Raw genomic sequence first — 25,597 nt, 5'->3', positions numbered from 1 at the left:
GCCGACCTATTTCAACGTCCGGTCCACGGGGCGTCGAGTCGGAAGGTACCTCCGTGCCGGCGCCGAACGGCGCGTATGCGAGCCTGGCACTTCGCCGAGCGACCGGAAGGCGAACCGACCCTCGACAGCTTCGACCTGCGCGAGGTCGACCGGCCGACGCCGCGGTTCGGCGAACTCCTCGTGCGCGTTCGGTACCTCTCCGTCGATCCCTACATGCGGGGTCGGATGCGGGCGGGCGAGTCCTACGCCGAGCCGTGGGCGGTCGGCGACCCCCTCGAGGGCGGGGTGGTCGGCGAAGTCGTCGAGAGCGAGCACGACGGGTACGAGGTCGGTGACCTCGTGGCCGGCCGTGGCACGTGGAGCGAGTACAGCGTCCTCGACGCCGACGACGCGACCCCCGTGGACCCCGACGTGGCGGCCCTCCCCGCGTATCTGGGCGTCCTCGGCATGCCGGGCCGGACGGCCTACTTCGGCCTCCTCGACGTTGGCGACCCCCGCCCCGGCGACACCGTCGTCGTCTCGGGGGCGGCCGGCGCCGTCGGCTCGACGGTAGGGCAGATTGCGAAACTGAACGGCTGTCGCGTCGTCGGGTTCGCCGGCACGGATGAGAAGACGGCGTGGCTCGCCGACGGCCTCGGCTTCGACGCCGCGATCAACTACAAGGCGACCGACGACTACCGCACGGCGCTCGACGACGCCGCGCCGGGCGGCGTCGACGTCTACTTCGACAACGTCGGCGGTCCGATCACGGACGCGGTGTTCACGAAACTGAACGTCGACGCCCGCGTCGCCGTCTGCGGACAGATCGCCCACTACAACGACGAGCGCGTTCCGACTGGACCGCGGACGCTCCCGCTGCTCATCGCGTCGCGGGCGAAAGTCGAGGGGCTCCTCGTCAGCGACTACGCGACGCGCTTCGACGCGGCGCGCGAACAACTCGAAACGTGGGTGGCGTCTGGCGAACTCGACCACCGCGAGACGGTTGTCGATGGCCTCGAGAACGCGCCCGACGCGTTCCTCGGTCTCTTCTCGGGCGACAACGTCGGCAAACAGGTCGTCCGCGTCGCGGAGTAGGCGGACCGCGGCTCACGCGTCGCGCCGTCGGTACACCCACCACGCGACGAGCCAGCAGGCGAGCGTCCCGAGCGGCCAGCCGGCCCGGCCGGGCTGGAACGAAAAGCCGCGGGCGAGGGTCAACTGCGCCACGCCAGCGGCCGCGAGGAGGCCGGCGGTCAGGCGCGGATCCTCGCGGCCGACGGCGGCGCCACCGGCCGCGCTCGCGAGCGCGAGGAGATAACACCCCACCGAGAGCGGCCAAGCGAGGATGTAGTCGGGAAGGCCCATCGTATACCGGAAGAGGAAGTCCCAGATGAACGTGACCGAGAACGGATCGAAGTTGACCAGCCCCCACGGGAAGACGAATCCTGGCGGGCGAGCGCCCGCGAACGTCTGGACCGACCACGGGACGACGAGGAGCGCTACGACGACCAGCAGCGGCGAGCGGTCGGGCACTATCGCCGGGCGACGACGCGCATCACGTCCTCGTCCTGCAGTTCGTGGTCGCGACCGACCTGCTGTTCGTCGTGTTTCGCGCTGGGGCCGGTGACGCGGGCGAAGCGGAACCGCTCGTCGAGCGTCCCCCCGAGTTTGGTCAGGGCGTCGTCGACGGTGTTTTTCCCCTCGCGCAAGACGAGCGGTTCGTCGTAGTCGACGCCACGGCCCGGCTTGTCCATGTAGACGCGGATCATCCCGAGTGCCTCCCAGATTTTCTCCCTGAGGGCGTCGAGGCCGCGCTCCTCCTCGGCGCTGATGAACACCACTTCGTCGGGGTCGAGGCCGTGATCACGGAGGTTCTCCTCTACCGTCGGAAGGTAGTCCTTGTCGATCAGATCGGCCTTGTTGACCGCGACGATGGAGGGGAGGTAGACCCGGTTGTCCTGGATGCCGTCGATGAGTTCGTCGATGGTGCAGTCCCCGCGGACCGTCACGTCGGCGTTGACGTAGCCGTGTTCGCGCAGGACGCTCTTGATCGTCCCCTCGTCCAGTGCCACGTCGTCGGTGGTCGTCACGCGCAGGCCACCCTTGCCGGTCTTGGAGATGGAGAGGTTCGGTGGTGAGGTGTCCAGTCGCACCTTGTTGGCGTACAGCTCCTCGCGGAGCCGGTCGTACTGCTGAATTTCGAACACCGAGAGCATGAAGACGACGAGATCGGTCGTCCGGACGACCGAGAGGACTTCCTGCCCGCCGCCGCGGCCGCCGGCGGCCCCCTCGATCAGCCCCGGCACGTCGAGCATCTGAATGTTCGCGCCGTTGTACTTGAGCATCCCCGGGTTCACGTTGAGGGTGGTGAACTCGTACTCGCCGACTTCGCTCTCGGCGTTCGTGAGGGCGTTGAGCAGGGTCGACTTGCCGACGCTGGGGAAGCCGACCAGGCCGACGGTGGCGTCGCCCGTCTTCTCGACGGCGTAGCCCTGACCGCCGCCCGAGGAGGCCTGCCGTTCGAGTTTCTCCTTTTTTTCCGCGAGCTTCGCCTTCAGCCGGCCGATATGCTGTTCGGTCGACTTGTTGTACGGCGTGTTGGTGATCTCCTCGCGGAGGTCCTCGATCTCCTCCTCCAGACCCATCACCCGACCCTCGGCCGGCGGCGTCGAAAAACCTGTCCTTTCGGCCCGTCGCGATCACGCAAGTGATAGACTTTCGACACGGTTATATCGGGGTACCGAAACAACTACACCGATGTCGGGCCCCGAGCGGTTGCGAGACAGCACGCAGATCGTGGTGCCGTGCGAATCGCTGGACGGCATTCGGGGCGATATCGAATCCGAGTTCGCCGTCAGCGTCTTCACCACCGGGGAGGGGATGTGTCGGATCGTCGGCAGTCCGGTCGAGATCAAGGACGTTGGCCAGTTTCTCGCCCGTCACGGTGTCAACGTCGCCTGAAGTGAGCGATCGGCCGATCGGACGGACGGGTCGAAGCGTTTTCTACGATCCGGTCGCTACGACCAGTATGGACGATCAACCTGGGCTAAGCGATCAGTATCGGATGGCGAGTCCGTGGCCCATCTTCGTGGCGTTCGGCATCCCCGTCGCGGAACTCGGCATCCTGTTCGACGTGTTCGTCGTCGCCGTCGGCGGTCTGCTCCTGTTCTGTGGGAGCCTGACCGGCATGATTCGGGAGTCGGGCTACGCAAAGACGGCGTGGCGACCGCTCGTTGCCTTTGCCGGCCTGCTGTTCGTCGTCGGCGGCGTCCTCGCGTTCACCGAGGTGAACCTCGTGACACGCGGGTACGCCATCATCACGGCCGGCGCACTCCTCGCCGTGGCCGGCATCGCCGGTGAACTGTTCGTGCCGAAACGCGAGACGATCTGAGACTCCCGTCGGCGCCGACGGGGCCGCCCCGGTGCCACGATCCGTTCCGATGGAAACCTATTTGTTCGGCCTGTGTTTGTTCTCCACTATGGCGATAAACGTGTTCGATCGGGACACCCTCCTCGATCTGACGGTGAACTTCGTGCCGCTGTTCATCCTCCTCTTTTTCTTTGTCGGATACGTCGTGTACAACCCGTTCGGAGTCGATTTGGGAGGGCGCATCCTTCAAGTCGCGCTGTTGCTCGCTCCATTCGTCCTGCTGGCCATCCTGACGTATCTGTCGGGGAAGGCCATCGCGACGGCGGAGAAAACCGCCCCGGTGTACCTGCCGGGCGGCGCGACGGTCGACGGAGCCGAACCGATCGAAGACGAACACGAGGAGTGAGGGGTCGCGGCGCGGCCCGGTTTCGGGGGCGCCGAGCCCTGCGCGGATGCCGCGATTTCCCGGCGCGTACCCGAATATTTCTTAACCCTGCGTTCCTGAGCAACGTCCATGCAGATCACCGGACAGTTAGCGTTGACGGTGCTCATGGGGCTCTTCCTCGTGATCATCGCCGCGTGGCTCGCGCGGATCGAAGACTGGCGGTCGTACACGCCACTGGGAAGTGGCGGGGCGGCCGGCGAATCGGGGTACGTCTCACGGGAGAAACCGGCCGGTATCAGTCGCTGGCTGACGACGGTCGACCACAAGGACATCGGTATGCTGTACGGCCTCTACGGCGTCATCGCCTTCGTCGTCGGCGGCCTGATGATCATGCTGATGCGGATCGAACTGCTCGATCCCGGGATGACGCTCCTGTCGAACACGTTCTACAACTCGTTGCTGACGAGTCACGGGATCACCATGCTGTTCCTGTTCGGAACGCCCATCATCGCGGCGTTCGCGAACTACCTAGTCCCCTTGCTCATCGATGCGGACGACATGGCGTTCCCGCGGATCAACGCCATCGCGTTCTGGCTCCTGCCGCCGGGTGCGCTCCTCATCTGGGCGGGCTTTTTCCCGCTCGGTGATATCATCCCGGCCCAGACGGCGTGGACGCTCTATACGCCACTCTCGACGGGCGCCGGGGCTGGCAATCAGGCCAACGCCGGCGTCGACCTCATGATCCTCGGCCTCCACCTCACCGGCGTCTCGGCGACGATGGGGTCGATCAACTTCATCGCGACCATCCTCACCGAGCGTGCGGAGGAAGTCACCTGGGCGAACCTCGACATCTTCTCGTGGACCATCCTCACCCAGTCCGGGCTGATCCTCTTTGCCTTCCCCCTCCTGGGAAGCGCGCTGATCATGCTTCTGCTGGACCGCAACCTCGGAACCAGCTTCTTCGCCATCGAGGCCGGCGGGACGATGCTTTGGCAACACCTGTTCTGGTTCTTCGGTCACCCGGAGGTGTACATCCTCGTCTTGCCCCCCATGGGCATCGTTAGCTACGTCCTCCCGCGGTTCTCCGGGCGTCGGCTGTTCGGGTTCAAATTCGTCGTCTACTCCACGCTCGCCATCGGCGTGCTCTCCTTCGGCGTCTGGGCCCACCACATGTTCGCCACCGGCATGGACCCGCGCCTGCGCGCCTCGTTCATGGCGGTGTCGATGGCTATCGCCATCCCCTCCGCGGTGAAGACGTTCAACTGGATCACGACGATGTGGAACGGGAAGCTTCGCCTGACGACGCCGATGCTGTTCTGTATCGGCTTCGTCTCCAACTTCATCATCGGCGGCGTCACCGGCGTGTTCCTCGCCTCCATCCCCGTCGACCTGGTGCTTCACGACACCTACTACGTCGTCGGGCACTTCCACTACGTCGTCATGGGGGCCATCGCCTTCGCCGGCTTCGCCGGCCTCTACTACTGGTTCCCGCTGGTCTCCGGCCGGATGTACCAGCGCCGCCTCGGTAAGGCACACTTCTGGCTGTGGATGTTCGGCTCGAACATCACCTTCCTCGCGATGATTGTGCTTGGGTACGGCGGGATGCCGCGGCGGTACGCCACCTACCTGCCCCAGTTCGCCACCTTCCACCAGGTCGCGACGCTCGGCGCGGTGCTGATGTTCGTCGGCGGCCTCATCTGGACGTACAACTTCGTCGTCTCGTGGCTCGAAGGTCCGAAGGTGCAGGACGGCGACCCGTGGGACCTCCGCGAGGAGAACGTCTACACCAACGAGTGGCAGTGGTTCGAGAACAAGCAGGAGACCGCCCTCGCGGACGGCGGCGACGAGCAAGAGGATCTCGCCACCGACGGCGGCGAACCGACCGACGACTGACGACCGACCGCCGTATTACGTTGCCAGCAGAATCCCGGTGACGAACATCAGGAGTGCGACGCTCCCCAGGATGATGCCGAGGATATCCGTGTTGCTCATAGATGGATCCACGGGAGGTGTCGGCAAAGGCCCATCGGTTCGAAGGGAAAGCGATAATCCACCGTGGACCGTACGCCCGTCCGTGTCGGAAACACGCCGCGACGGCCGACGGTTCGTCCTGATTCTCTACGCCGTCATCGTGGGAATCGCCGGATTCCTCGGGGTCGTCCTCGGAGAAGTCGTCGAACTACCCGCCCCGCCCCGGCTGTTCTTCCTCGTTTCGCTCCCGCCGAACGGCGCCGGATTCGCCGTGTACGGGATGGTAACTGTCGCGGTGGTGCTCGGCCTCCCACTGGCTCTCGTCGTCTACCTCTCGGATCGACTCGATATGGAGACGGCGTAAAGTAAAGAAACTTAGTGCTGGCTCGTCGAACTGGTAGTATGTACCACGTCGTGATCGGTGTCGACGACAACGAGGAGCGAGCGATGGCCTGTGCGCGTGCGGTCGCCGACCTGCCCGGCGAGACGTCCGAGAAGCGGGTGACGGTGATCCACAGCTTCACCGACAATCCGAGCGGTGCGTCGGCGTCCCAGCTTGCGTCCGTGCGTCACGCGACCGACTTCCTCGAGGAGCGAGGCATCGACGTCGAAGTGGCCGAATCGAGCGGCGACCCCGCCGACCAACTGCTCGAAGTTGCGGAAGAAACGGACGCGAACCTGATCGTCGTGGCCGGCCGAAAACGGTCGCCCACGGGCAAGGCGCTGTTCGGGAGCGTCACACAGACGGTGATCCTGAACGCGAACCGGCCGGTGATGGTCGCGGGCGACACCGAGGAATAACTGCGACCGAACTCCTTCCCGACGGTGTTCGCTACTCGAACACCGCCGCGAACCGATCCACGTACGTCTCGACGGACTGCCGGCCAGTCGTCACGTCCTCGAGGTCGCCGCCGCGGAACGAACAGACCGCGGGCGCGGTGTCGACGCCGACCGCCCGCCGGAACTCCGGGACCGACTCGCCGTCGACGCCGGCGACGGCCACCCCGTCCGGGAGTGCCGACAGCACGGCGTCGAGATTCTCTTTCAGCGCCACACAGGGTGCGCAGTCGTGGCGCCACACCGTCACGACCGCGTCGGGATGGTCGTCGAGAAACGCGGGCCACGACTCGTCGTCGAGTTCCCGGAGCCGGTCGGGGACGGGCGATCCCGGCGAGAGTTCGGCGACGAGCGTCGCCATCGTCGCCAGTCGCTCGTCGTCGACGTCATCGGTCTCCGACCGAAGCGAGAGGTACGCGATCAGGCCCTCGCGGGTGATCGCCCCGTGTTCGATCCGGTCGGCCGCGACGGATTCGCTCACGCCGAACGTGTCCGCGACCGTCCGTCGAAAGTCGTCGTCGTCGACGGCACCGTACGTATCGCGGTAGATCCGCCGGGTCGACTCGAACGCCTCGGTCGTGGCGAGTCCGTCGTCGGTCTCGTCGACGAGACCGGCGGCGACGAGGTCGTCGATGGCGTCGTCGAGCGCCGCGGTCGAAGGGTCGGAGCCGGCCATCTTAGACACCGAGGTAGCGCTCGCGGGTCGTTTCGTCCTCGCGGAGTTCGTCGGCGGTTCCGTCGAAGACGGCCTCTCCCTGGTCGACGACGTACGCTCGGTCGGCGATCTTGATGGCGGCGGCGGCGTTCTGCTCGACGAGCAGGATCGTCACGCCCTGATCGCTGATGCGCTCGACGGCCGCCTCCACGTCCTCGACGATTTTGGGCGCGAGCCCCTCGTACGGTTCGTCGAGGAGGAGGAGATCTGTACTCTGTTTGAGCGCGCGGGCGATGGCGAGCATCTGCTGTTCGCCGCCCGAGAGCGTGCCGGCTTTCTGTGTCTTGCGCTCGCGGAGCCGGGGGAAGTCGTCGTACACCTGTTCGGTGGACATAGAGGTCCCCGTCGACGTGAGCGGCCGACTCCACGTGTTCGAGCGGTTACGGGACACCTCGGCGATCCGGAGGTTCTCCTCGACGCTGAGGTTGGCGAACACCCGCCGTTCCTCGGGAACGAGCGAGATACCTTGCATCGCCACGTCGTCGGCTGGCATCGAGGTGATGTCGTCGCCTTTGAACGTGACCGAGCCGTCGCGAACCTGTGGCGGTTTCGCCCCGGCAATAGCGCGCAGGGTCGTCGTCTTGCCCGCGCCGTTGCGTCCGAGCAGCGCACAGATTTCGCCCTCTTGGACGGAGAGCGAGAGATCACGCAGGATGTGACTCTCGTCGTAGTAGGCGTCGATGGCGTCGACTTCGAGTAGGCTCACAGATCGACACCTCCAAGATACGCCTCCTGTACCTCCGGGTCGCCCCTGATTTCCTCGGGCGTTCCTTCGGCGATGACCCGGCCGCGATTGAGGACGACGATGCGGTCGGACACTCTGAAGACGATTTCCATGTCGTGTTCGATGAGGACGAACGTCAACCCGAGTTCCTGCTTGACCTCCTCGACGAGGTCGACCGTCGCCTCGGTCTCTTCGGGCGACATCCCCGCGGTCGGCTCGTCCATCAGGAGGAGATCCGGTTCGGCCGCGAGCGCGATACCGATTTCGAGGCGACGCTTGTCGCCGTAGGGGAGTTCCGACGCCGTGCGGTCGGCCTGACTCAGGAGGCCAACGGCGTTGAGGGTGTCCCGTGCCACCTCGTGGACGCCGGTGAGGCTGTCACGGTGTTCGAGAAACTTGAATCCGAAGGAACCGTGTTCGGCCGCGAGTGCGGCGATTTCGGCGTTCTCACGAACGGTGAGATTCGAGAAGATGGAGGCGGTCTGGAACGACTTGCTGACGCCCATCTGGACCACCTCGTGGGGGTCGCGGTTCACGATCGACTCGCCTTTGAACCGGATGTCGCCCGACGTGGGGTCGAGACGCCGTGTGATGAGGTTGATCAGCGTCGATTTGCCGGCCCCGTTCGGCCCGATGATCGAGACGCGTTCGTTCTCCTCGACGGTGAGGTTTACGTCGTCGGTCGCGACGAGGCCGCCGAACTCCTTGACGAGGTCCTCCGTTTCGAGAAGCGCCATCAGTCCTCACCTCCGGTGACGAAGTCACGAACGTCGCAGAAGAAGCCCCAGATGCCGCGGGGGAACGTCCAGATGACGACGACGAACACCAGCCCTAGGATGAGGTGCCAGAAGGGGGCGATGAAATCGAACGGATGCCCGCCGCTGACGATGTTCTCGACGTAGAGGTAGACGGCGGCGCCCACGACGGGGCCGAACAGCGACCCCGTCCCGCCGAGGACGGTCATGATGACCACCTCGCCACTCGTCGTCCAGTAAAACGAGGAGAGCGGGACGTACGAGCCGTGAATGGTAAAGAGGCTCCCGGCGACGCCGGCAAAGAGGCCGGAGAGGATGAAAGACATCAAGCGGTAGCGCCAGACGTTCAGTCCGACGAACTCCGCGCGCTGTTCGTTCTCGCGGATGGCACGAAACACCATCCCGTACGGCGAGTTGAGGATGCGGTAGGCAAGCGCCACACAGAGCAAGGTGACGATCGCCACGAACAGGTAGAGCCAGGTTCCGAGCAGCGTCTCGAGGACGAGTGGCAACTCGCCCTCCAGGGGGAAGATACCGAGCAGTTCAGTCGTTTCGACGCCCGTAAACCCGTTCTCGCCGCCGGTGAGGAACGCGAGCGGCGACGAGGACATGTAGAACAACATCTGAGCGAACGCGAGCGTGAGGATGGCGAAGTAGATACCGCCGCGGCGCAACGAGAGGAATCCGAGCACCCACGCAAGCAGGACGGCAAAGGTGGTGCCGGCGGCCACCATCAGGACCGGAGACCCGGAGACGTTCTGGCTGAAGATACCGGCGGCGTAGGCGGCTCCACCCCAGAAGGCGGCGTGGCCAAAGGAGAGGAGGCCGGTGTAGCCGAGCAGCAGGTCGAAGCCGAGCGCGAAGATGCCCCAGATGAGGATGAGCGTCGCGAGGCTCTGATACCCCTGTAGCAGGCCGCTCACGACGGGCATCCGGGCGAAGACGAACGGGAAGAGCGCGAGGAGGACGGCGGTGCCGGCGACGACCCGTAACTCGTTGCCCCGGAAGATCCAGACGCCGGTGGCGTCGACGACGGCGCTCGCGTCCGCCTCGTTCGCCGGCGCGGGTTCGTCGCTCACGGCGCCACCCCCTCTTCGCCGAGCAGGCCCTGTGGCCGAACGAGCAGGACGATGGCGGCGATGGCGTACAGACCCACCTGCGCCCACGCGGAGTACGTCGCCACGAGGATGGCCTGTGTGAGGCCGAACAGGACGCCCCCGAGGACGGCGCCGGCGATGGAGCCGACGCCGCCGATGACGACGGTCAGGAACGCGGGGACGAGAATCTCGTTGCCGATGGTGGGGTTGACGGGATTGAGCGGGCCGCCGACGACGCCGGCGACGCCGGCGAGCGCCGCGCCGATACCGAAGACGACGATGTACGGCCGGCTCAGCCGGATACCGAGCAGTTCCACCATCTCGGGGTCCCGGGTGCCGGCGCGGACGATCAGGCCGAAATCGGTGAACTCGACGAGAACGTAAACGACGAGCACCAGAATCGCCGTGATCCCGATGACGTAGTACCGCCACGAGGAGATGGGAATAGCCGTCAGGAAGGGAACCTGCGGCGGGCCCTGTGCCCACGCGGGCTGGCTGAACGGCAGGCTGCTCGATCCGAAGAAGGCCCGGAAGACTTCCTGGACGATGATCGCAAGCCCGAAGGTGACGAGGATCTGGTCGGTGTCGGGTCGATTCTTGAACGGTTCGACGACGAAGCGTTCCATCGCCAGGCCGACGACGAAGACGACGAGGGGGACGATGATCAGCGCGGGGATGTAGCCCAGGCCGAGTCCGAGCGTCGAGACGCCCCACTCCTGAAGCAGTCCGCTCGTCAGGTTGATTTCGAGGGCCAACAGCAGTCCCGCGTAGGTCCCGACGAGATACAGCGCCCCGTGGGCGAAGTTGACGAACTTCAGCGTGCCGAGGATGATCGACAGGCCCACGGCAAGCAGGACGTAGATTGCACCCTGCTGGAGGCCGTTGAGCAGGACGGTTATCGCCTCGATGTGGAAACTCATCCTCTCACCTCACGGACGCCACGCTCGGTGGACCGACGAGGGGCTCCGGGTGGTAGTGTCATATACGTGTGATTGAGCATTATTTACTATAATTTTGTGCTGCGGCGCGAGTGCGATCCGCGCCGGACGACCGCGGTTATTCGTCGCCGTACTCGCCGAGTTCACACTCGGCTGCGGGACCGGCGTCGCAGGCGTAGCCGAGTTCGTCGCGACTCGTGATGTTGATGATCTCGAAGTACTGGCCTGCGGACTGTTCGGACTCGGGTAGCCCGCGGACGACGGGCACGTCGCGCTGGGCCTGGTGGTCGCAGGCACGCATCAACTCGGCACCCATGCCGATGTTGCTGTACTCGTAACCTTCCAGCTGACGGATCACTTCCGGCGGGTAGAACGTGCCTGCGCGCTCGACCGCCGCCGCGTACTGGAGCGTCTGGGCGTAGGCGAGCTGTGCCGGCCCGGACGGGATGCGGTCGTACTCGTTCTGGAACGTCTGCAGGAACTCCTGGGACGGGGTGTTGTCGATCTGGGAGTCCCAGGCGACGGTGCCGAAGACACCCTCGATGGCTGCGCCCGCCGCCTCCGCCATCGGGCGGTTGTACAGCGGGACGACGATCTCCATGTTCTCGTCGAGGCCGGCGTCGACGGCCTGGCTCACGGACGTTGCGCCGTCCAGTCCGTAGTGGTCCAGCAGGAGCACGTCGGCGTCGGAGTTCGCCGCCTGCGAGAGGTACGAGGAGTAGTCGCTGGTGCCGAGCGGCGTGGCGACGGAGTTGACCTGTTCCCAGCCTGCCTCGGTCAGGAACTGATTCATCGATTCCTGGACGGTCTGGCCCCAGCTGTAGTCGGCGTAGAGCTGGTAGAACTGCAGGTCGCTCCCGTACTCTTCGGTCAGCACCGGCGCGAGCGCCTGTCCCGTCATGTACGCGTTGAACATCTCGCGGAAGCCGTAGCGCACGCAGTTCGCCCCCGTCGTCTCGTTGGAGTGGGTCAGACAGGCCATGAACGGGACCTTCTCGCGCTGACACAGCTCCTGGACCGCGATGGCGACGGCGGAGGACGACCCGCCGGTCACCATGACCGCGTTGTCGCGCTGAATCATCCGCGAAGCGGACTGGCGCGCGGTGTCGGCGTCGGTCGCGGTGTCGCCGCTCACCGAGTCGATCTGGTAGTCGAGGACGCCGTCGCCGGAGAGGTCGTCGAACTGGGAGTCGACCCAGCCGCCGCCGTTGTTCAGGTGCTTGACCGCGAGTTCGTACGCGCGCAGTTCGTCCTGCCCCTCGGAGGCGTACGGCCCGGACTGCGGGACGTTGAACCCGAGCGTCGCCGTATCACCCTCGACGGGGTAGTTGCCGAGTTCGGGGTACTCCGATTCGCCACCGCCGCCACCGCCACCGCCACCGCCACCGCCGCCACCCGAACAGCCGGCCAACCCGACCAGTCCAGCAGTGCCGGCGGCGCCGGCGGCCTTGATCACATCGCGTCTGTCCAGACGGCTGTCATTGCTACCCATGCACAAATGGGTAGCCAGAACACTAATAATAGTTTCTGTTTTTACGATAACGTTCGTGTGAAATTCGCCGAACTACTGATAGATAATCAACATAAATCGTCGGCGACGGCCGGAAGGGTGTCGGCGATCCGGCCCGGTGTGGCACCGATCGATTCCGGCGGGTCGCGCGTGCGGTTTACCCACGTCGTCGCCATCCCCGCGTTACCGGCGCCGGCCACGTCCCACGCGTTCGAGGAGATCAATCGACAGTCGTCGAGCGGGCGGTCCAGCGTCTCCGCGGCGTGTTCGTACACCGCCGGGTCGGGTTTGAACGTCCGCACCGCGTCCGCGCTCAGTACGCCGTCGAGGTGGGGAGCAAGCCCCGCGTTTTCGGCCAGACGTTCGAGCATCGCCGGGTTGCCGTTCGAGAGGACGACCACGTCGTGTCCGGCCTCGCCGAGGCGCGTAAGCGCCTCGACGGCGCCCGGAAACGGATCGAGGCGGTCGTACGCGCTCCGGATACGCTCGCGGGTGTCTGGGGTCGGATCGAGGTCGTACGCCGCGAGCGCGTAGTCGAGCGCGTGGCCCGTGATCTCCCAGAACGGCTCGTAGTCGTCCATCTGTGCGCTCTGGTAGGAGTACTGGAGCTGTTTGCGTCGCCACGTCTCGTCCACGGCGGCCACCAGGCGCTCGGGGACGTCGAGTGCCTCGCCGAGGCGCGTTCGCACGCTACTCGTATCACAGAGCGTCCCGTACATGTCGAAGCAGAGTCCGGCCATGAGCGGCCCAACGCGCGACAGCTCCTTGATACTGACTGTCGCAGGTTCCCCCGTCACGACACTCCGTACGAGCCGTTCCCCCGCGGCACGGTCGTTCCCGAACGGACAGTTCTTTGACGCCGGCTGTCGATTGTCGGACAGTGATCGGAGCTGGCCTCGGTATCGCCGCCGCCCTCGCCCTCGTCTCGACCGGCGTCATCTGGATCGGAAGCGAACAGCTCGAACGGGGTGCCGGGCGGCTCAGCCGCCACTACGGCCTCCCGGTCGCCGTCCACGGCGCCGTCGTCGTCGCCGTCGGCTCTAGCTTCCCCGAGCTTAGCTCCGTCGTCATCAGCACCCTGCTCCACGGCGAGTTCTCGCTCGGCGTCGGCGCAATCGTCGGCTCCGCCATCTTCAACCTGCTCGTCATCCCCGCCGTCTCCGCGCTCGCCAGCGAGGAACTCGAAGCCACCCGCGACATCGTCCACAAGGACGCCCAGTTCTACATCATCAGCGTCCTCGTCCTCTTTCTCACCTTCGCCCTCGGGGCGACGTACGTCCCCGGCGGGACCAACGAGGCGGCGATTCTCACCCCTGCGCTCGCGATTCTCCCCCTCGTCACTTACGGCGTCTACGTCTTCCTCCAGTATCAGGACACCCGCGACCACGCCCCGAGTCCCCCGCCCGACATCGACCTGGGCCGCGAGTGGGGGCGACTCGCGGTCTCGCTCGCCGTCATCGCCGTCGGCGTCGAGGGCATCGTCAGCGCCGCCCTCGACTTCGGCGTCGCCTTCGGCACGCCGCCGTTCCTGTGGGGATTGACCGTCATCGCCGCGGCGACGAGCCTCCCGGACGCCTTCGTCAGCGTCCGCGCGGCCGCCGACGACGACAGCGTCACCAGCCTCACCAACGTCCTCGGGAGCAACACGTTCAATCTCCTCGTCGCCATCCCCGTCGGCGTCGTCCTCGCGGGGACGGCCACCGTCAACTTCCTCGTCGCCATCCCTCTGATGGGCTTTCTCGCCTTCGCCACCATCGTCTTCGTCGTCCTCACACGAACCCACCTCGAACTCACGAATCCCGAAGCCTACGCGCTACTCGGCCTGTACGGGGTCTTTTTGGGCTGGATGATCCTCGAGACGGTCGGCGTGGTCGATGGGGTACAGGGCATCTGACGGTCACAGCGATCCGGTGACGAACAGTTCGAACAGAATGAAACAGACGGGAAGCAGGATCGAACTGACCAGTCGGGTGATTATTCCGATCGAGAGGGGGTAGAGCTGGACGTTCTGGTAGTCCTCGTACTCGCGTCGGGCACGACGAATCTCCAGTTCCAGCAGTTCGTCGTTCGTTTCGGCGAGGCCGTCGTCCGGCAGGTCCGCCTCGTTCTCCGTCAGTAACGCGAGCCGTTTTTCGAGTTTGCGGATGCGCTCGCGGTGGTTGTCGAGCATCTTCTCGCGAAGGTCCTGTGCCCGACGATTCACCTTGTACGTCGGATAGAGGAAGTTGAGCGCGACCAGCAGAACGAACAGCGCGACGCCGACGTAGACGACCTCCTCGTACGCGATGTGGCTGGCGATCTGGAAGGAAAGCGGGAGCGCGAGCGATCCCAGCGAGGTGATGATAGTCATGCGAATAGCGAACGTCCCGACGGTGCTGAGACCGCCGAGACCGTCGGGATGGAGTGGGTCCACGTCGAGTGTCACCTCCTCCGCGAACGCACGGATCACGAAGACCGTGATCAGGCCCCCGTGGGACCGCAGGCCGGCGAACAGGAGCCAGTAACAGAAGAAGCCGAGATACGCGCCCCGTTCGACGAGGGTGTCGATCCCCTGGCCCCGGAAATAGCCTTGGCCGACGACGAACACGGTGAGGACGAGCCCGACCCAGACCAGCGTGCTCACCCACCAGTACTTGACGTAGTACGTGTCGTATCGTTCCGCCAGCCGATCGAGCGCGTCGTGGCTCTCCGTAGCCGTGATGAGTTCGATGTCGTCGAAAAACTGCGGCAGGAGGCGCTCGTCGTAGTACCACACGTCGAAGGGCGCGGGCACCACCATCAGACAGGCGAGCGCCTGCCCGACGAGAAACGCCGTCGAGGCCTCGGACGAATCGAGCGCGACGACCGAACAGACGACCGGAATCCACCCCATGAGCAGAAACGCCACGAGAAACGGTCGGTCGACGTATCCCCGTCCCCAGTCGACGATCCGACTCACCCACAGCGATGTCGCGTTGTACTCCATCGGTCCGTTCGCCCCGTCTCGACTCAGTGGCTTTGATTTTGGGGTCAAATCGACCGCCTGCGCCCGAAGAGCTAACTGTCAGAAACGGCATGATCAAGATATGACCGAGGAGCGTGCCGGCACCGATGGATCGGCCGACGCCGTGCGGGGGCGGGCGGCACCGCTCCCCCCGTACCCGTCGAGCGCCGGCCATCCCCTGTTTCACACCGTCCACTCCATGCGCGACGTGTTCGGCTTCCGCGAGCGGGCGATGGCCGACCACGACCTGATCCGAATCAAACTCCTCGGCCCGGGCGATGTCTACCATCTCGGCCACCCGGACTACTTCGAGCGCGTCCTCCTGAACGACCGGGATCACTTTCGTAAGTCCGAGGACTTCCGCATCGCGTTCGAGGGTGGCCTCGTGGCCGTCGAAGGGGACACCTGGCGCCGACAGCGCGAGGTTCTTCAACCGCTGTTTTCCCGCGACAGTCTCCGCGATTACGCCGACGGCATGGTCGACGCGATCCGACGACGACGCGATCACTGGCAGCCGGGGACCCGGATCGACCTCGCGGCCGAGACGAGCGACCTGACCCTCGATGTCCTCTTTGCGACCCTGCTCGGGCGGGACCTCGACGTCGACGGTGATCGGGAGATTCGCACCGCCGCCGACCGCCTCCAGCACTGGTTCGCGCCCACCTCGTACCCACTCCCGACGTGGGTGCCGACGCCGGCACGCCGGCGGTTCAAACGCGGGAAGCGACGGCTCCAGTCGGTCGCCAGCCGACTGCTCGACGCCGCGGCCGCCGATCCGCCAGCCGATCCGAGCGAGGCCGACGACCTCCTCTCCCTGCTCGTTGCCCTCCGCGAGTCGGGCGTCGAGAGCGAGGCGCTGACCGACGACCGCCTCCGGGATCAGGTGGTGACGATGATCTTCGCCGGCCACGACACCACCGCGACGGCCATCGCCTTCGCGTTCTACGCGCTGGCCCGCCACCCCGAGGTGCGGGAGCGCTTCCACGCCGAGGTCGACGCCCTCGACGGCCCGCCGACGATCACGGACCTCGACGCTCTCGACGTGACCGAACGCGTCGTCACCGAAACCATGCGGCTCTTCCCGCCGGTGTACACCATCCCCCGCGAGACGACGACCGACGTGATCGTCGACGGCTACCGGATCCCCGAGGGAGCGACGACCTGGCTCACCGTCGACCGGGTGCATCGCGATCCGCGGTTCTACGACGACCCCGACGCTTTCCGCCCCGAGCGATGGGCGACCGACCTCCGCGAACGCCTCCCCGACTTCGCGTACGTCCCCTTCGGCGGCGGTCCCCGAACCTGCATCGGCCGGCAGTTCGCACTGATGGAAGCACAACTCGCCCTCGCGACGGTCGGCCGTGACTACCACCTCGCGTGGCCCGACGACGACACCGACGACCCGCCCCGTCGACTCGGCATGACGACTCGGATGGAACCCGGGACGGCCGTCCGCGTCGTCGAGCGGTGAGGGGCACCACCGATCCTCACCGGCCCGTCACGGCCGTGGATAGCGACAGCGGCTCTCTATTCCGATGCGCACCTTTACCCCCCTCCGACTGCACCATCGCGTATGGCACCGAGCCTCCGCCGATCCGTCACCGACGCCGTTCGCAACGCCGTCCCCTTCCTCGTCATCACCGTCGTCTGGGTCGGCATCATGCTGGCTCTCTACGGTGTGTTTCTCGTGACGAAGCCCTCCGGCGTGACCTACGAGCCGTGGGTCCACGTCTCGGTCTTTGCCGTTCCCGGCGTGGGCTTTCTGGGACACGTTCTCCAGCAGGCACTCGTCGGCGGACGTGGCTCTCGGTAGCGACGCCGTCGTCACCCGGTAACACGCACGTCAGCGGCTATTCAAGTCCCTCCGGCGCGTAGTGGGAGTATGGCCGATCCGACGCCCACTCCGGGCATCCACCACGTCACCTGCATCGCCGGCGACCCCCAGCGAAACCTCGAGTTCTGGGTCGAGACGCTCGGCCTCCGTCTGGTCAAGCGCTCGATCAACCAGGACGACCCGAGTACCTACCACTTCTTTTTCGCGGACGCGGAGGGAACGCCCGGGACGAGCATGACCTTCTTCCCGTGGTCTGACCTCCCCCAGGGCAAGGTGGGAAGCGGGCAGGTGTCCCGGACCGCCTTCCGCGTCCCCGAGGGAAGCCTCGACTACTGGGAGGACCGATTCGACGAGCACGGCGTCTCGTACGGCGACCGAACCGAGCGATTCGGAGAGACGGTGTTGCCGTTCCGCGACCCCGACGACCTCCCGGTCGAACTCGTCGAAGTCGCGATTCCGGATGACGATCCGACGGTCGCGTGGACCGAGTTCGTCCCCGCGGAAACCGCCATCCGCGGCTTCCACTCCGTGACCCTCTGGCTGGCCGACCCCGAACCGACGATGGAACTGCTCCGGACGATGGGGTTCGAGGAGGTTGGAACGGAGGAGTCGCCGGGCGATACGCCCGGCGACGATCGGACCCGCTTCGCCGCCGCCGGCCCCGTCGGGGCGTACGTCGACGTGCTTCCCACTATCGAGAGTGGCCGGCAGGGACACGGCACGGTCCACCACGTCGCGTTCCAGACGCCGACCGACGCGGATCAGGAGTCGATGCGGAGCGCCGCCCGGGCGCGGGGACTGAACCCCACCCAGCAGATCGACCGCCACTGGTTCCGGTCGGTTTACTTCCGCGAACACGGCGGCGTCCTGTTCGAACTCGCCACGAGCGATCCGGGGTATACGAGCGACGAACCCCTCGACGACCTCGGCGGTCGACTCGTCCTCCCCGGAACGTTCGAGGACCGCCGCGAGGAGATCGAAGCCGGACTGCCGGACGTGACGATCCCACGGGCGACGACGGTCGACGCGGGCGACTGAGACGGATCGTCGTACGATCCTCGAACGAGTCGCTCGGTGGAGGCAGACCACTGCTCGAATAGAACGGTCACCGCACCCGGCGGGCGTTGATCCCGCTCAGTCCAGGTTCGCGATCGCGTCGTCGATATCGAAATCCAGCGTTGTTTCGGACCCCTCTTCGCTCCGGTCGACTTTCTCCCCCTCCTCGTCGATCTCCACTTCAGGCCCCTCGTCCTCGGTGAACTCCGTGTTCACTCCCCACGGCATGTTATCGCCCCTCCGCCCGCGTACGGTCGAGTTCTCGATCCGGTGTGTCCGTTCGCACCGATATCGACTTCGCGGGTCGATGATTCATCGATAGGTATCACACCGGATGTACGGATATATGGGTTGGGTTCGCGCACGGTCACCGGGACACGCGCCCGGACGAACGTGAGCGCGGGACGCGCCTCCGATCGAGTCTTCACCGGGCGAGCGACACGGCCGCTCACGTGGCGTCACGGGTCGTAATGTACGCCCGGAACACTAACGTCCAGCCTCATCCCTGGCGGCGTGCCGTGTCGGCTGGCTAACCCTCGTGCCGGGCGGCCGTCGAACGCGTGCGACGGCGACACGTGTTTGGCCGTCGGTCGGACGGCCGTGGAGTCCCGGGGGTCAGTTCACCGTCGGGCCTCCAGTTACCGGTTCGGCGTTCGGATGATTCCGTTGAATCACCCATGTAGCGTGCCCGGGTTCTCCGCGCGGTCATTGCGCCCTGACGGGTATGCTCGGGCGGGGACTAAAGGCACGCAGACGGGGCTACGAGGTACAGAGGTTAACCCCTTGCGGACGGCGACCACGATCAGTAGACGTAGTCCGACTCGTGGATGCTCACGAAATCCCGGTTACGACGCTTGTTCCACCGGTAGCTGACGAGGAGCTTCATGGCGTCCCAGCCGGCGGCGAACGTCTTCTCGAACATGCCGTAGCCGTCCGTGTCGGCCAGCATCTTGCGAGCGGTCCGGAAGATGTTGTCCCAGTCGGCCGGCCCGTAGTCCCGAACCATATCGGCCATCGTGACGTTGCGCAGAATCTCGTCGCCGATGGCGGCCTTCCAGGCGGTGTTGTAACCCGAGAGGTCGCCCGCCCCGGCCAACTCGCCCGCGATCCGTCCGGTGCGGACGGCCGTGTGGTCGCCGCCCTCGTGGAACGCCGAGGTGGTGCCCATCGCGCCGCCGACGACGGCGATGCCCGCCTCGACCGGCGAGTCGACCGGTCGGGTCGAGGAGATGGGATAGGTTTCCGTCCCCTTCGACTTGGCGCGGCCCTCGACGAGGGGGAAGTCGCCGGGCACGTCGTATCGGTCGCCGTACTCGCGTTCGAGGAGGCGCCGGAGGTACTCGCTCCCACCCGGAACCGTCTCGTCGTCGGGCCGCAAGAGTGGGTAGGCGCCGCGGTTGGGCACCGACGACAGGTCGAGCCCGATGGGCATCGTCAGCCCGATCCGGGCTACGTCGTCGTCGTTCGGGAAGATCCACGGGTAGGCGGTGTGACCCGGGATGTACCCCCACCAGAACGTGATGGCGCCACGGAGGTCGTCGGCCACTTCGGCGGGGAGGCGACGGTGTTCCTGATACGCGATGTGGTTGGCCGTCGTCGTCCCGAGATGATCGGTGACCGGGAAGGGGAGAAGGGAGTCGAGTACCCGGTTGGTGACGGTGCGCTGGGGGCCGTCGGCGAGGATGAGGTAGTCTGCGCTCACGGCGTCGCCGTCGGCCAGTCGAAGCGTGTGTCGGGGGTCGTCGTCGGGGGTCGTCTCCACGCTCTTGACGCTCACGCCGACGCGGTAGTCGGCACCGGCGTCCGTCGCACGTTCGCGGAGCCAGTCGTCGAACTTCGCCCGGTGGAAAGTGTAGCCGAAGGCGTCGTACGACGACTCGATGCCGGTGCTTCGCAGGACACAGGACTCGTTCGGCCCGACGAACGTCGCCCGGTCGAGTTCCGACAGCAAGACGTCGTCGGGGAACTCGTCGGGATGGATGCCCATGATGTCGACCCAGTAGTCGAGGATGCCCGCCGCGTCGGTGGAGTCGGGGCCGAGTCCCTCGCGGTCGGCGCGGGGGACGCCCTTCTCGAGGACGAGTGCGGACGCACCGGCTTCGGCGGCCGCGTGGGCCGCCGACGTGCCGGCCGGCCCGCCACCGACGACGGCCACGTCCACGTGTTCCATACCCTACTTCCAAACGGGCGGGGGTATTAATGACCCGGAATGGCACGCCCCCTCGTAGCCTCTTTAACGGTGGCGGCTGCATCGCCTCGCATGACCGATCCGGACGTCGTCGTCCTCCGTCAGAAGGTCCACGGCATGGCACCGTCGTCGTACGGGGCGAAACTCCGCGATAGACTCCCCGAACACGAGGTGACCGTCGCGACCACCCCCGCCGAGGAGCGAGACTTGATCGAGCGCGCCCGCGTGGTGACCGGTATCGACTTCGACGTCGAGTGGTTGGACGCCGCCCGGAATCTGGAGTTGTTCGCCTGTGCGTACGCTGGCACCGGTCACCTCGACGTCGACGCCCTCGCCGACGCCGGCGTCGCCGTCACCAACGCCGCGGGCGTCCACGGCCCCAACATCTCCGAGTACGTTATCGGCGCGCTCGTCGCCCACGACCGCCGGTTCAGGCAGGCGTGGGAGCACCAGCAGCGCAACCACTGGGAAGCGTACCCCGTCCGCGAACTCCAGGGAAGCACGGCCGCAGTCGTCGGCCTCGGCGCCATCGGCGAGGCGCTGGTCGAGCGACTGGACGCCTTCGGCGTCGAGACGCTCGGGGTGCGGTACACGCCCGAGAAAGGTGGGCCGACCGACGAAGTGCTCGGTTTCGACTCGATACACGGCGCCCTCGCCCGCGCCGACTACGTGATCCTCGCGTGCCCGCTCACCGACACGACGCGTGGATTGATCGACGACGATGCGCTGGCGTCGATGCGCGCCGACGGCCTCCTCGTCAACGTCGCTCGCGGTCCGGTCGTCGACACCGACGCACTCGTGACGGCGCTTCGCGACGCCGAGATTCGCGGCGCGACGCTGGACGTGACCGACCCCGAACCGCTGCCCGACGACCACCCGCTGTGGTCGTTCGAGAACGTCCGGATCACGCCTCACAACGCCGGCAACACGCCGAAGTACTACGACCGCCTCGCCGACATCCTCGCGACGAACCTGCGGCGGCTGGAGGAGGCCGGCGCGGCCGAGGGGCTGGAGAATCAGGTGGTGTAGCTGCCTACTCCGCCGGCGGCGACACGTCGTTTCTGAGCGTTCCGACGCCTTCGTACGTGATCTCGACGGTGTCACCGGGTTCGATCACGCCGGGGTTGGCCGGACTGCCGAACGCGATCACGTCGCCGGGGCGGAAGGTGAAGCGCTCGGAGAGGAAGGCGACGATTTTGTAGGGATCGAACAGCATGAGTTCGGTGTTGGCTTCCTGCCGGCGCTCGCCGTTGATCTCGGTGTGCATATCGATGCCGTGGGGGTCGAGGTCCGTTTCGATCCACGGGCCAAGGGGGCCGGAGCCGTCGAACGCCTTTCGCGCCGTGCGGCCGGGCTGATCGAGGGCGTCCACGTCGTTCATGATGGTGTAGCCCCGGATGACCTCGGGCACCGCCTCGGCGTCGAGGCGGTGGCACCGCTCGTCGATGACGGCACAGAGTTCGCCCGCATACGTCACCTCGTCGGAGAAGGTGGGGTAGGGGATCGGTTCCTCGTGGGAAACGACGGAGGCCGGTGGCTTGATGAAGAAGGCGGGCTGGTCAGGCACGTCGTACTCCATCTGATCGAGCGTTTCGGCGAAGTTGCGGCCGGTACAGTAAAGCGCCGACGGATTGCACGGCGGCGCCAGGTCGCCGTCCTCGCCGACGACGAACGCGTCGTCCTCGGTTTCGACGACGCCGTTTCGGTACTCGCCGGCGTGAATCTCGCCGTCGACCGCGATGCGTGCGCGTTTCATACACGCTTCCGTCCCTCCCGACCGACTAACCGCTTGTGGATTCCCGTGCCGGCCCGCGACGGACGACGGACACGGGCGCCGATGATTCTCTCGGCGACGCCTTCGGTCGGACCGGTGACGGCGACCACTCCGTCGTTCCCGCGCCCACCCTCCTCGGTCACCGTGTGTCAGTAATCGAATGTGAGCGTGTCACGATCTAAATCCACGACCGGATTTGCCCGACGGATCGTGTCGGTACACGGCCCACGAAACGTTCTTACCTGTCAAGTGGTAACATTTCACGTACCCCTACCCACAGCCCCCGATCCACGTCAGTTTTTACCCGTCGGCGGAAACGGGCGGGTAATGGACTCCGAACTGCGCGAACGCGTCGAGCGTGCGGCGCGGCGACACGCGCTCCTCAACGCGGTGAAGTACGACAGCGACGCGGACGTGGGTGCGGTGATGGGCCCGCTGATGGGTGAGAACCCCGACTTCCGTCCCCACGCCGACGAGATTCCGGGCGTCGTCGGCGGCGTCGTCGCCGAGGTGAACGGTCTTTCCGCGGCGGAGAAGCGATCGGAACTCGAGGCTCTCGCCCCCGAGGAACTCGCCGACATCGAGGCCGAGGACGAGGGCGAGGAGCATCCGCTGCCTGACCTGCCGAACGTCGACGACGGCGTGGTGATGCGCGCCGCGCCGAATCCGAACGGCCCGTGGCACCTCGGCCACGCCCGGATGCCCGCCGTCATCGGCACGTACAAGGACCGATACGACGGCCGGTTCATCTGCCGGTTCGACGACACCGACCCCGACACCAAGCGCCCGGACCTCGACGCCTACGGCGCCATCCTCGATTCCATCGACTACCTCGGTTTCGACCCCGACGAGGTGCTACGGGCGAGCGACCGCCTCGACACCTACTACGACCACGCCCGGGAACTGATCGACCTGGGCGGTGCCTACACCTGCTCCTGTCCGCAGGGCGAGTTCTCCGATCTGAAGAACGCGGGCGAACCCTGTCCCCACCGCGAGAAGGACACGGCGACGACCCGCAAGGAGTTCGAGGCGATGGTCGACGGCGACTACTCGGCCGGCGAGATGGTCCTCCGGGTCCGCACCGACATCACGCACAAGAACCCCGCGTTGCGGGACTGGGTGGCGTTCCGGATGATCGACCGTCCCCATCCCCGGTCGGAGGCGGCCGACTACCGCTGCTGGCCCATGCTCGATTTCCAGTCCGGCGTCGACGACCACCTCACGGGCGTCACCCACATCATCCGCGGCATCGACCTCCAGGACTCCGCGAAGCGCCAGCGGTTCGTCTACGACTACTTCGACTGGGCGTACCCCGAGGTGATCCACTGGGGTCACGTCCAGGTCGACGAGTACGACGTGAAACTCTCCACCTCGACGATCAAGGGGCTGATCGAGGCGGGCGAACTCGACGGCTGGGACGACCCCCGGGCGCCCACCCTCGCCAGCCTGCGGCGCCGCGGGATCCGCGGCGAGGCCATCGTCGACGCGATGATCGAACTCGGCACCTCCACGAGCAACGTCGAACTGTCGATGAGCGCCGTCTACGCTACCAACCGCGACCTGATCGACGACGACGCGAACCGCTATTTCTTCGTCCGGAACGGCGTCGAAACGACCCTCGACGGCGGCCCGGACGCCGGCCATCCGCCGCTCCACCCCGACCACGAGGGGCGCGGCCGGCGGGACGTGCCCGTCGGCGACGCCGTCCTCGTCGAACCCGCGGACGTGCCCGCGGACGGCGAGCGCGTGTGGCTGAAGGGCTTCGGCTGTGTCCGTCACGTCGACGACCGGTTCGAGTACGTCGGCGACGACATCACGGCCGTCCGCGAGGAGGGCGTGCCCGTCGTCCACTGGGCGCCCGCCGACGGCCTCCCGGTCCGCATGCGGACGATGAACGGCGACGTGACGGGCGTCGCGGAACCGGCCTTTGCGGACGCCGCCGTCGACGACGTGGTGCAGTTCGAGCGCGTGGGGTTCGTGCGGGTGGACAGCGTGGCGCGTGGCGACACAGGGGATCGGCCGCCGGCCGACGGCGCCGAGGAGGCCGTCGTCTACTTCGCTCACGAGTAGACGGGGCGGGCGACCAAACGTTTATTCGCCACGTTACCGAGGAACACGTATGTCCGAACAGCGCCCGCAACCGGTATCGGACCCCACGACCGGGGCGATCCCGCACTGGTCACACGGCGACGACGACGTGCTCACTGTCGTCGACGGCGACGGAGTCACCGTCTACGACGACGACGGCAACGCCTATCTCGACTTCCTGGCACAGCTTTACTGCGTCAACGCCGGCCACGGCGAGGAGCGGATCGTCGACGCCATCGCGGAGCAGGCCTCGCGGGTCGCCTACGTCGCCTCCTCGAAGGACAACGACGCGCGATCGGAACTCGCCGAACGCCTCGCGGCGGTCACCCCCGGCGATCTGAACGACGTGTTCTTCTCCGTTTCGGGGAGCGAGGCCAACGAGGCGGCGGTGCAGTTCGCCCGCGAGTACACCGGCGCCCGCAAGGTGCTCACGCGCTACCAGTCGTACCACGGCGCCACCTACGGCGCCGGGTCGCTGACGGGCGACCCCGAGACGCGTAACGCGGTGGGTCGGGGCGCCGAGACGACGGGGGCGGTGAAGTTCTGCCCGCCGCTGACGCATCGGTCGCCCTTCGACGGCGACACGCCCGCTGAGATCGCACGACAGGCCGCCGACCATCTGGAGTACGTCATCCGTAACGAGGGGCTGGACTCCATCGCGGCCATCCTGATGGAACCCGTCGGCGGGACGAGCGGCGCGTACCCGGCGCCCGTCGACTACTGGCAGCGGGTGCGCGAACTCTGTGACGAGTACGACATCCTGCTGATCGCGGACGAAGTGATCACCGGCTTCGGGCGCTGTGGCGAGTGGTTCGGCATCGAGACGGAGGGCGTGGTCCCCGACCTCATGACGTTCGCGAAAGGCGTCACGAGCGCGTACGTCCCGCTCGCGGGCGTCGCCGTCCGTCCGGAAATCGCCGCCCACCTCCGCGAGGAGGGGATCGACGTGGGCCAGACCTTCGCCGGTCACCCCGTCGCCTGCGCGGCGGGTATCGCCGCTCTCGACGTCTACGCGGACGGCCAGATCGAGAACGCGCGGGAACGAAGCGCCCACCTGGAAGCCCGCCTGCGCGAACTCGACGCCCACGACGCCGTCGGTACCGTGCGCGGCCGGGGCCTGCTCTGGGCGGTCGAGTTCACCGACCCCGGGACGGGCGAGCCGTATCTGAACCCGTGGATCGAATCGGGCGACAACCCCGTCGACGACGTGATCGACGCGGCCCAGGAGCGGGGTGTCCTGTTCGGCGGCGGGCGGCCGCGAACGCAGGTCATCGTCTGTCCGCCCCTCCCCGTCACCGACGCGGAGATCGACCGGGCGGTCGACGCCCTCGACGCGGCCATCGCCGCGACCTTCGAGTAGCGGCCGATCCGTCGGCGACGCAACCGTTTAATA

At 66.5% G+C, this 25,597-nt stretch carries 27 protein-coding genes; 14 read left to right on the top strand and 13 right to left on the bottom strand.

The window, feature by feature from the left end; genetic code table 11:
* The first annotated feature begins 75 nt into the window (after positions 1-75).
* Positions 76-1,074 carry an NADP-dependent oxidoreductase gene (locus tag HALNA_RS13515; RefSeq protein ID WP_049936873.1) on the top strand — a complete coding sequence of 333 codons (999 nt, stop codon included), beginning with the start codon at positions 76-78 and terminating at the stop codon, positions 1,072-1,074.
* A gap of 12 nt (positions 1,075-1,086) precedes the next feature.
* On the opposite strand, the gene HALNA_RS13510 is transcribed toward HALNA_RS13515, so the two are convergent.
* Together HALNA_RS13510 and HALNA_RS13505 are read right to left on the bottom strand one after the other, a co-directional pair.
* Positions 1,087-1,515: a TIGR04206 family protein gene (locus tag HALNA_RS13510; RefSeq protein WP_049936872.1), complete on the bottom strand. Its 429-nt coding sequence runs from the start codon at positions 1,513-1,515 to the stop codon at positions 1,087-1,089.
* Positions 1,512-2,624 (bottom strand): OBG GTPase family GTP-binding protein, encoded by a 1,113-nt coding sequence (locus HALNA_RS13505; protein ID WP_049936871.1) that lies wholly within the window; start codon positions 2,622-2,624, stop codon positions 1,512-1,514. The genes HALNA_RS13510 and HALNA_RS13505 overlap by 4 nt, the downstream gene beginning before the upstream one ends.
* A 112-nt stretch (positions 2,625-2,736) precedes the next feature.
* Here HALNA_RS13505 and HALNA_RS13500 point away from each other — a divergent pair, with 112 nt between their 5' ends.
* The 6 genes from HALNA_RS13500 (at position 2,737) to HALNA_RS13475 (ending at position 6,506) form a co-directional block, all read left to right on the top strand.
* Positions 2,737-2,940 (top strand): VNG_1110C family protein, encoded by a 204-nt coding sequence (locus HALNA_RS13500; RefSeq protein WP_049936869.1) that lies wholly within the window; start codon positions 2,737-2,739, stop codon positions 2,938-2,940.
* 67 nt (positions 2,941-3,007) lie between these two features.
* Positions 3,008-3,370: a DUF7541 family protein gene (locus HALNA_RS13495; RefSeq protein ID WP_049938075.1), complete on the top strand. Its 363-nt coding sequence runs from the start codon at positions 3,008-3,010 to the stop codon at positions 3,368-3,370.
* An 88-nt stretch (positions 3,371-3,458) separates the two neighbouring features.
* Positions 3,459-3,755 carry a DUF6684 family protein gene (locus HALNA_RS13490; RefSeq protein ID WP_049936868.1) on the top strand — a complete coding sequence of 99 codons (297 nt, stop codon included), beginning with the start codon at positions 3,459-3,461 and terminating at the stop codon, positions 3,753-3,755.
* Positions 3,756-3,899: 144 nt separating this feature from the next.
* On the top strand, positions 3,900-5,627 hold the full coding sequence (locus tag HALNA_RS13485; protein ID WP_049938074.1) for a cbb3-type cytochrome c oxidase subunit I: 1,728 nt from the start codon (positions 3,900-3,902) through the stop codon (positions 5,625-5,627).
* Between the two features lie 181 nt (positions 5,628-5,808).
* The gene (locus HALNA_RS13480; protein ID WP_049936866.1) at positions 5,809-6,069 is read left to right on the top strand and encodes a DUF7520 family protein; all 261 of its coding nucleotides are present in this window, start codon (positions 5,809-5,811) and stop codon (positions 6,067-6,069) included.
* 38 nt (positions 6,070-6,107) lie between these two features.
* Complete coding sequence (locus HALNA_RS13475) at positions 6,108-6,506, top strand: universal stress protein (protein ID WP_049936865.1); 399 nt, start codon at positions 6,108-6,110, stop codon at positions 6,504-6,506.
* 31 nt (positions 6,507-6,537) lie between these two features.
* Here HALNA_RS13475 and HALNA_RS13470 read toward each other — a convergent pair whose 3' ends face one another.
* The 7 genes from HALNA_RS13470 to HALNA_RS13440 form a co-directional block, all read right to left on the bottom strand.
* Positions 6,538-7,218, bottom strand: a complete 681-nt coding sequence (locus HALNA_RS13470; RefSeq protein ID WP_049936864.1) for a thioredoxin family protein — start codon at positions 7,216-7,218, stop codon at positions 6,538-6,540.
* A 1-nt stretch (position 7,219) separates the two neighbouring features.
* The gene (locus tag HALNA_RS13465; RefSeq protein ID WP_049936863.1) at positions 7,220-7,963 is read right to left on the bottom strand and encodes an ABC transporter ATP-binding protein; all 744 of its coding nucleotides are present in this window, start codon (positions 7,961-7,963) and stop codon (positions 7,220-7,222) included.
* Positions 7,960-8,718: an ABC transporter ATP-binding protein gene (locus tag HALNA_RS13460; RefSeq protein WP_049936862.1), complete on the bottom strand. Its 759-nt coding sequence runs from the start codon at positions 8,716-8,718 to the stop codon at positions 7,960-7,962. The genes HALNA_RS13465 and HALNA_RS13460 overlap by 4 nt, the downstream gene beginning before the upstream one ends.
* A complete protein-coding gene (locus HALNA_RS13455) occupies positions 8,718-9,815 on the bottom strand; it encodes a branched-chain amino acid ABC transporter permease (RefSeq protein ID WP_049936861.1) in 1,098 nt (365 codons plus the stop codon). The genes HALNA_RS13460 and HALNA_RS13455 overlap by 1 nt, the downstream gene beginning before the upstream one ends.
* Positions 9,812-10,753, bottom strand: coding sequence for a branched-chain amino acid ABC transporter permease (locus tag HALNA_RS13450; protein WP_049936860.1), 942 nt, complete (start codon positions 10,751-10,753; stop codon positions 9,812-9,814). Before HALNA_RS13450 ends, HALNA_RS13455 begins: the two co-directional genes overlap by 4 nt.
* Positions 10,754-10,889: 136 nt before the next feature.
* Positions 10,890-12,263 carry a substrate-binding protein gene (locus tag HALNA_RS13445; protein ID WP_049936859.1) on the bottom strand — a complete coding sequence of 458 codons (1,374 nt, stop codon included), beginning with the start codon at positions 12,261-12,263 and terminating at the stop codon, positions 10,890-10,892.
* Between the two features lie 86 nt (positions 12,264-12,349).
* Positions 12,350-13,021 carry a haloacid dehalogenase type II gene (locus HALNA_RS13440; RefSeq protein WP_049936858.1) on the bottom strand — a complete coding sequence of 224 codons (672 nt, stop codon included), beginning with the start codon at positions 13,019-13,021 and terminating at the stop codon, positions 12,350-12,352.
* A 140-nt stretch (positions 13,022-13,161) separates the two neighbouring features.
* On the opposite strand from HALNA_RS13440, the gene HALNA_RS13435 reads away from it, so the two are divergent.
* Entirely contained in the window at positions 13,162-14,175 is a 1,014-nt protein-coding gene (locus HALNA_RS13435) for a sodium:calcium antiporter (RefSeq protein WP_084510039.1), read from the top strand.
* A 3-nt stretch (positions 14,176-14,178) separates the two neighbouring features.
* Here the strand turns inward: HALNA_RS13435 and HALNA_RS13430 are convergent, their stop codons facing one another.
* Positions 14,179-15,246, bottom strand: coding sequence for a hypothetical protein (locus tag HALNA_RS13430; protein WP_049936857.1), 1,068 nt, complete (start codon positions 15,244-15,246; stop codon positions 14,179-14,181).
* A 100-nt stretch (positions 15,247-15,346) separates the two neighbouring features.
* Here HALNA_RS13430 and HALNA_RS13425 point away from each other — a divergent pair, with 100 nt between their 5' ends.
* From HALNA_RS13425 to HALNA_RS13415, 3 genes are all read left to right on the top strand, one after another.
* Positions 15,347-16,735, top strand: coding sequence for a cytochrome P450 (locus HALNA_RS13425; protein WP_049936856.1), 1,389 nt, complete (start codon positions 15,347-15,349; stop codon positions 16,733-16,735).
* Positions 16,736-16,837: 102 nt separating this feature from the next.
* Positions 16,838-17,077, top strand: a complete 240-nt coding sequence (locus HALNA_RS13420; protein ID WP_049936855.1) for a hypothetical protein — start codon at positions 16,838-16,840, stop codon at positions 17,075-17,077.
* Between the two features lie 69 nt (positions 17,078-17,146).
* Entirely contained in the window at positions 17,147-18,136 is a 990-nt protein-coding gene (locus HALNA_RS13415) for a ring-cleaving dioxygenase (RefSeq protein ID WP_049936854.1), read from the top strand.
* A 96-nt stretch (positions 18,137-18,232) separates the two neighbouring features.
* Here HALNA_RS13415 and HALNA_RS20110 read toward each other — a convergent pair whose 3' ends face one another.
* Positions 18,233-18,382, bottom strand: coding sequence for a hypothetical protein (locus tag HALNA_RS20110; RefSeq protein WP_157573543.1), 150 nt, complete (start codon positions 18,380-18,382; stop codon positions 18,233-18,235).
* A gap of 574 nt (positions 18,383-18,956) precedes the next feature.
* Positions 18,957-20,324: an NAD(P)/FAD-dependent oxidoreductase gene (locus HALNA_RS13410; protein WP_049936853.1), complete on the bottom strand. Its 1,368-nt coding sequence runs from the start codon at positions 20,322-20,324 to the stop codon at positions 18,957-18,959.
* Between the two features lie 90 nt (positions 20,325-20,414).
* Here HALNA_RS13410 and HALNA_RS13405 point away from each other — a divergent pair, with 90 nt between their 5' ends.
* Positions 20,415-21,371, top strand: a complete 957-nt coding sequence (locus HALNA_RS13405) for a D-2-hydroxyacid dehydrogenase (protein ID WP_049936852.1) — start codon at positions 20,415-20,417, stop codon at positions 21,369-21,371.
* 4 nt (positions 21,372-21,375) lie between these two features.
* Here the strand turns inward: HALNA_RS13405 and HALNA_RS13400 are convergent, their stop codons facing one another.
* A complete protein-coding gene (locus HALNA_RS13400; RefSeq protein WP_049936851.1) occupies positions 21,376-22,098 on the bottom strand; it encodes a fumarylacetoacetate hydrolase family protein in 723 nt (240 codons plus the stop codon).
* 345 nt (positions 22,099-22,443) lie between these two features.
* On the opposite strand from HALNA_RS13400, the gene HALNA_RS13395 reads away from it, so the two are divergent.
* Together HALNA_RS13395 and HALNA_RS13390 are read left to right on the top strand one after the other, a co-directional pair.
* Positions 22,444-24,186 (top strand): glutamate--tRNA ligase, encoded by a 1,743-nt coding sequence (locus HALNA_RS13395; RefSeq protein WP_049936850.1) that lies wholly within the window; start codon positions 22,444-22,446, stop codon positions 24,184-24,186.
* Between the two features lie 49 nt (positions 24,187-24,235).
* On the top strand, positions 24,236-25,564 hold the full coding sequence (locus tag HALNA_RS13390; protein ID WP_049936849.1) for an aminotransferase family protein: 1,329 nt from the start codon (positions 24,236-24,238) through the stop codon (positions 25,562-25,564).
* Positions 25,565-25,597 lie beyond the last annotated feature (33 nt).

This window comes from Haloplanus natans DSM 17983, from assembly GCF_000427685.1.
GTDB lineage: Archaea > Halobacteriota > Halobacteria > Halobacteriales > Haloferacaceae > Haloplanus > Haloplanus natans.
Note: the sequence above shows the minus strand (reverse complement) of the source record. Positions and strands in the feature narration are given on the sequence as shown.